Origin of the sequence: Burkholderia sp. MSh2, assembly GCF_000731655.1 — a bacterium.
Lineage (GTDB): Bacteria > Pseudomonadota > Gammaproteobacteria > Burkholderiales > Burkholderiaceae > Burkholderia > Burkholderia paludis.
Genome location: NZ_JPGM01000137.1, coordinates 1 through 4478, shown reverse-complemented (window position 1 = coordinate 4478; position 4478 = coordinate 1). Strand labels below are relative to the sequence as shown.

At 65.6% G+C, this 4478-nt stretch carries 4 protein-coding genes and 1 pseudogene; all 5 read left to right on the top strand.

The features are described 5' to 3' along the window. Window positions 1-165 (top strand): annotated as a pseudogene (locus GQ57_RS41155) (aspartate aminotransferase family protein); the annotation flags it as partial. 61 nt (window positions 166-226) lie between these two features. Further along, window positions 227-1345 (top strand): polyamine ABC transporter substrate-binding protein, encoded by a 1119-nt coding sequence (locus tag GQ57_RS37855; protein ID WP_031402007.1) that lies wholly within the window; start codon window positions 227-229, stop codon window positions 1343-1345. 188 nt (window positions 1346-1533) lie between these two features. Continuing rightward, window positions 1534-2688 (top strand): ABC transporter ATP-binding protein, encoded by a 1155-nt coding sequence (locus GQ57_RS37850; protein WP_031402008.1) that lies wholly within the window; start codon window positions 1534-1536, stop codon window positions 2686-2688. 10 nt (window positions 2689-2698) lie between these two features. After that, window positions 2699-3685 carry an ABC transporter permease subunit gene (locus GQ57_RS37845; protein WP_031402009.1) on the top strand — a complete coding sequence of 329 codons (987 nt, stop codon included), beginning with the start codon at window positions 2699-2701 and terminating at the stop codon, window positions 3683-3685. Continuing rightward, the coding region (locus GQ57_RS37840; RefSeq protein WP_034200602.1) for an ABC transporter permease subunit at window positions 3682-4478 on the top strand (797 nt) is incomplete at its 3' end. The genes GQ57_RS37845 and GQ57_RS37840, both read left to right, overlap by 4 nt.

Below are 4478 nucleotides of genomic sequence, written 5' to 3'. Positions count from 1 at the left end.
ATCTGCCGCGACTTCTGCTTCAACGGCAACCTGATCATGCGCGCGACGGGGGACCGGATGCTGCTGTCGCCGCCGCTCGTGATCTCGCGCCAGGAAATCGATGAACTCGTGTCGAAGGCGAAGAAAGCAGTCGACGCAACCGCCCAGCAACTGGGCATTTCGTAACGGTCTTGCCTACAGGCGTGCGGCGGGCGCCGCATGCCGCCTTTACCAGGGGAACTCCACCATGCGTGCTCGCTTCTTTCGCCAAGCCTGTTCTGCCGCCGCCCTTGCCGCGACGGCCGCGTTCACGTCGGTCGCCAGCCCGACGGCACACGCGGCCGACGAGTTGAACGTCTACAACTGGTCCGACTACATCGCGCCGGACACGATCCCGAACTTCCAGAAACAGACGGGCATCCACGTCAAGTACGACAACTACGACAGCGACGACACGCTGCAGGCCAAGCTGCTGGCCGGCAGCTCGGGCTACGACATCGTCGTGCCGACGTCGAACTACATGGCCAAGCAGATCCAGGCCGGCGTGTACCAGAAGCTCGACAAGTCGAAGCTGCCGAACCTCGCGAACCTCGACCCGCTGCTGATGAAGATGATCGCCGACGCCGATCCGGGCAACCAGTACGGCGTCCCCTGGGCCTACGGCACGGACGGCATCGGCTACAACGTGGAGGCCGTGAAGAAGGCGCTCGGCGACAAGGCGCCGGTCGACAGCTGGGCGCTGGTGTTCGACCCGGCCAACATGGAAAAGCTGAAGGGCTGCGGCGTGTCGTTCCTCGACCAGGCCGTCGACGTGTTCGCCGCCACGCTGCAGTACATGGGCAAGAACCCGAACAGCACCAACCCGGCCGACTACCAGGCAGCATTCGAAGTCCTGAAGAAAGTCCGCCCGTACATCACCCAGTTCAACTCGTCCGGCTACATCAACGACCTCGCGAACAACGACGTATGCGTCGCGCTCGGCTGGTCGGGCGACGTCGGCATCGCGCACCGCCGCTCGTCGGAAGCGAAGCGCAGCTACGAGATCAAGTTCGCGAACCCGAAGGAAGGCGGCCTGCTGTGGTTCGACGTGATGGTCATCCCGAAGGATGCGCCGCACCCCGAGGCCGCGCTGAAGTGGATCAACTACGTGTCCGATCCGAAGGTCAACGCGGCGATCACCAACACGGTGTTCTATCCGACCGCGAACAAGGCCGCGCACCCGTTCGTCACGCCGTCGGTCGCGCAGGACCCGACCGTCTATCCGCCCGAAGACGTGCTGAAGAAGATGGTGCTGATGAAGCCGATGCCGGCCGACATCCTGCGCCTCCAGAACCGCCTGTGGGCCCAGTTGAAGACCGGCCACTGATCGCGGCGCCATCCGGCGGCGCAGGCGGCGCTGCGCGCCTGCCCGCCTGAGATCCGCGGACCCGCGTCCGCCCGCGCACGCCGCGCGCACTGTTCCATCCGGCACGAGCCGTCGTCCGCGAGTCGCGTTGTGCGCCTCGCGCGGGGACGCTCACGCCTGCAATCCGTGAAGAACGAATGGTGAATCCCATGCAATCGATACCCTCTTCCGCTGCTGCACGACAGACCCAGCCGGCCCCCGCGGCCCGTACGCAAAACGACGCCTTCGTGCGCATCGAGAACGTCGTGAAGAAATTCGGCGACAGCACGGCCGTCGACAACGTGAACCTGACGATCGCCAAGAACGAGCTGTTCGCGCTGCTCGGCAGCTCGGGCTGCGGCAAGTCGACGCTGCTGCGCATGCTCGCCGGGCTCGAGACGGCCACCTCCGGCCGGATCTTCGTCGACGGCGAGGATCTCGCGTCGCTGCCGCCGTACCGCCGCCCGGTGAACATGATGTTCCAGTCCTACGCGCTGTTCCCGCACATGACGGTCGAATCGAACGTCGCGTTCGGCCTGAAGCAGGAAGGCACGCCGAAGAACGAGATCAAGGAACGCGTGGCCGATGCGCTCGCGCTCGTGCAGATGAGCAAGTACGCGAAGCGCAAGCCGCACCAGCTCTCCGGCGGCCAGCAGCAGCGCGTCGCGCTGGCCCGCTCGCTGGTCAAGCGCCCGAAGCTGCTGCTGCTCGACGAACCGATGTCGGCGCTCGACAAGAAGATCCGCCAGAAGACCCAGCTCGAACTCGTGAACATCATCGAGAAGGTCGACGTGACCTGCGTGATGGTCACGCACGACCAGGAAGAGGCGATGACGATGGCCAGCCGCCTCGCGGTGATGAGCGAGGGCAAGATCGTGCAGATCGGCACGCCCGGCGAAGTCTACGAATACCCGAACAGCCGCTTCTCGGCCGAGTTCATCGGCTCGACCAACCTGTTCGAGGGCCGCGTGGTCGAGGACGAGCCCGACCACATCTTCGTCGAGAGCGACGATCTCGAGGCGCGCATGTACGTGAGTCACGGCGTGACCGGCCCGCTCGGGATGCCGGTGGGCATCTCGGTGCGCCCGGAGCGCGTGCACGTGTCGCGCGAGAAGCCCGGCTCGAAACACAACTGGGCGCGCGGCGTCGTGACCGACATCGCGTACATGGGCAGCTACTCGCTATACCACGTGCGCCTGCCCAGCGGCAAGACGGTCGTGTCGAACCTGTCGAGCTCGCACCTGATGAACGACGGCGCGCCGGCGTGGAACGACGACGTGTTCGTGTCGTGGTCGCCCGCCAGCGGCGTCGTGCTGACGCAGTGAGGACGACGCGATGAGAACCTCCGCTTCCACTCCGTCCTCGCCGGTGTCGACCGGCGCCGCGGGCGCCGGCGCCGGCCGCGCGCGCGCAAGCCGCTTCGCCGCGCTGTCGCGCCTGCTGCCGTCGGGGCGCGGCGTCGCGATCGGCGTGCCGTTCCTGTGGCTCACGATCTTCTTCGCGCTGCCGTTCGTGCTGGTGCTGAAGATCAGCTTCGCCGACCAGGTGATGGGCATCCCGCCGTACACGTCGCTCGTCGAGGTCAAGGACGGCATCGTGCACTTCGCGCTGCAGCTGTCGCACTACGCGTTCCTGCTGCAGGACGACCTGTACATCGCCACCTACCTCAGCTCGCTGAAGATGGCCGCCGTGTCGACGGTGCTGTGCCTGCTGATCGGCTATCCGATGGCGTACTACATCGCGCGCGCCGAGCCGAACCGGCGCAACGTGCTGATGATGGCCGTGATGCTGCCGTTCTGGACGTCGTTCCTGATCCGCGTGTACGCATGGATCGGGATCCTGAAGGACGACGGCCTGCTGAACCACACGCTGATCGCGCTCGGCATCATCCACACGCCGCTGCGGCTGTACCACAGCGATGCGGGCGTCTACATCGGGATGGTCTATTCGTACCTGCCGTTCATGGTGATGCCGCTGTACGCGCACCTCGTGAAGATGGACCTCACGCTGCTCGAGGCCGCGTACGACCTGGGCGCGAAGCCGTGGGTCGCGTTCACGCGGATCACGCTGCCGCTGTCGAAGAACGGGATCATCGCCGGCAGCCTGCTGGTGTTCATTCCGGCGGTGGGCGAGTACGTGATTCCGGAGCTGCTGGGCGGCGCGGACACGCTGATGATCGGCCGCGTGATGTGGGACGAGTTCTTCAACAACATGGACTGGCCGATGGCGTCCGCGGTGACGGTCGCGATGGTGATGCTGCTGCTGGTGCCGATGGCGCTGTTCCAGTACTACCAGGTCAAGGAACTGGAGGAAGCGAAATGATCAAGCCGAGCAAACCGCTGTCGACGGGCGTCCTCGCCTTCGGCTTCCTGTTCCTGTACATCCCGATCATCAGCCTGGTGGTGTACTCGTTCAACGAGTCGAAGCTGGTGACGGTGTGGTCGGGCTTCTCGCTGAAGTGGTACAGCGCGCTGCTGGACGACGACGAGCTGCTGACGGCCGCGTGGCTGTCGCTGAAGATCGGGCTGCTGACGGCGACGGCGTCGGTCGTGATCGGCACGTGGGCGGGCTTCGTGCTGGCGCGCTTCGGCCGCTTCCGGGGCTTCACGCTGTACACGGGGATGATCAACGCGCCGCTGGTGATTCCGGAAGTGATCCAGGGGATCTCGCTGCTGCTGCTGTTCGTTGCGCTGGAGCAGATGTTCGGCTGGCCGAAGGGGCGCGGGATGGTGACGATCTGGATCGGCCACGTGATGCTGTGCGTGTCGTACGTGGCGATCATCGTGCAGTCGCGCGTGAAGGAGATGAACAAGTCGCTGGAGGAGGCGGCGCTGGACCTCGGGGCGACGCCGCTGAAGGTGTTCTTCGTGGTGACGCTGCCGCTGATCTCGCAGGCGCTGCTGTCGGGGTGGCTGCTGTCGTTCACGCTGTCGATCGACGACCTGGTGCTGTCGGCGTTCCTGTCGGGGCCGGGCTCGACGACGCTGCCGCTGGTGGTGTTCTCGCGCGTGCGGCTGGGGCTGAACCCGGAGATGAACGCGCTGGCGACGCTGTTCATCACGGCGGTGACGATCGGCGTGATCGTCGTGAACCGGATGATGATCGCGCGCGAACG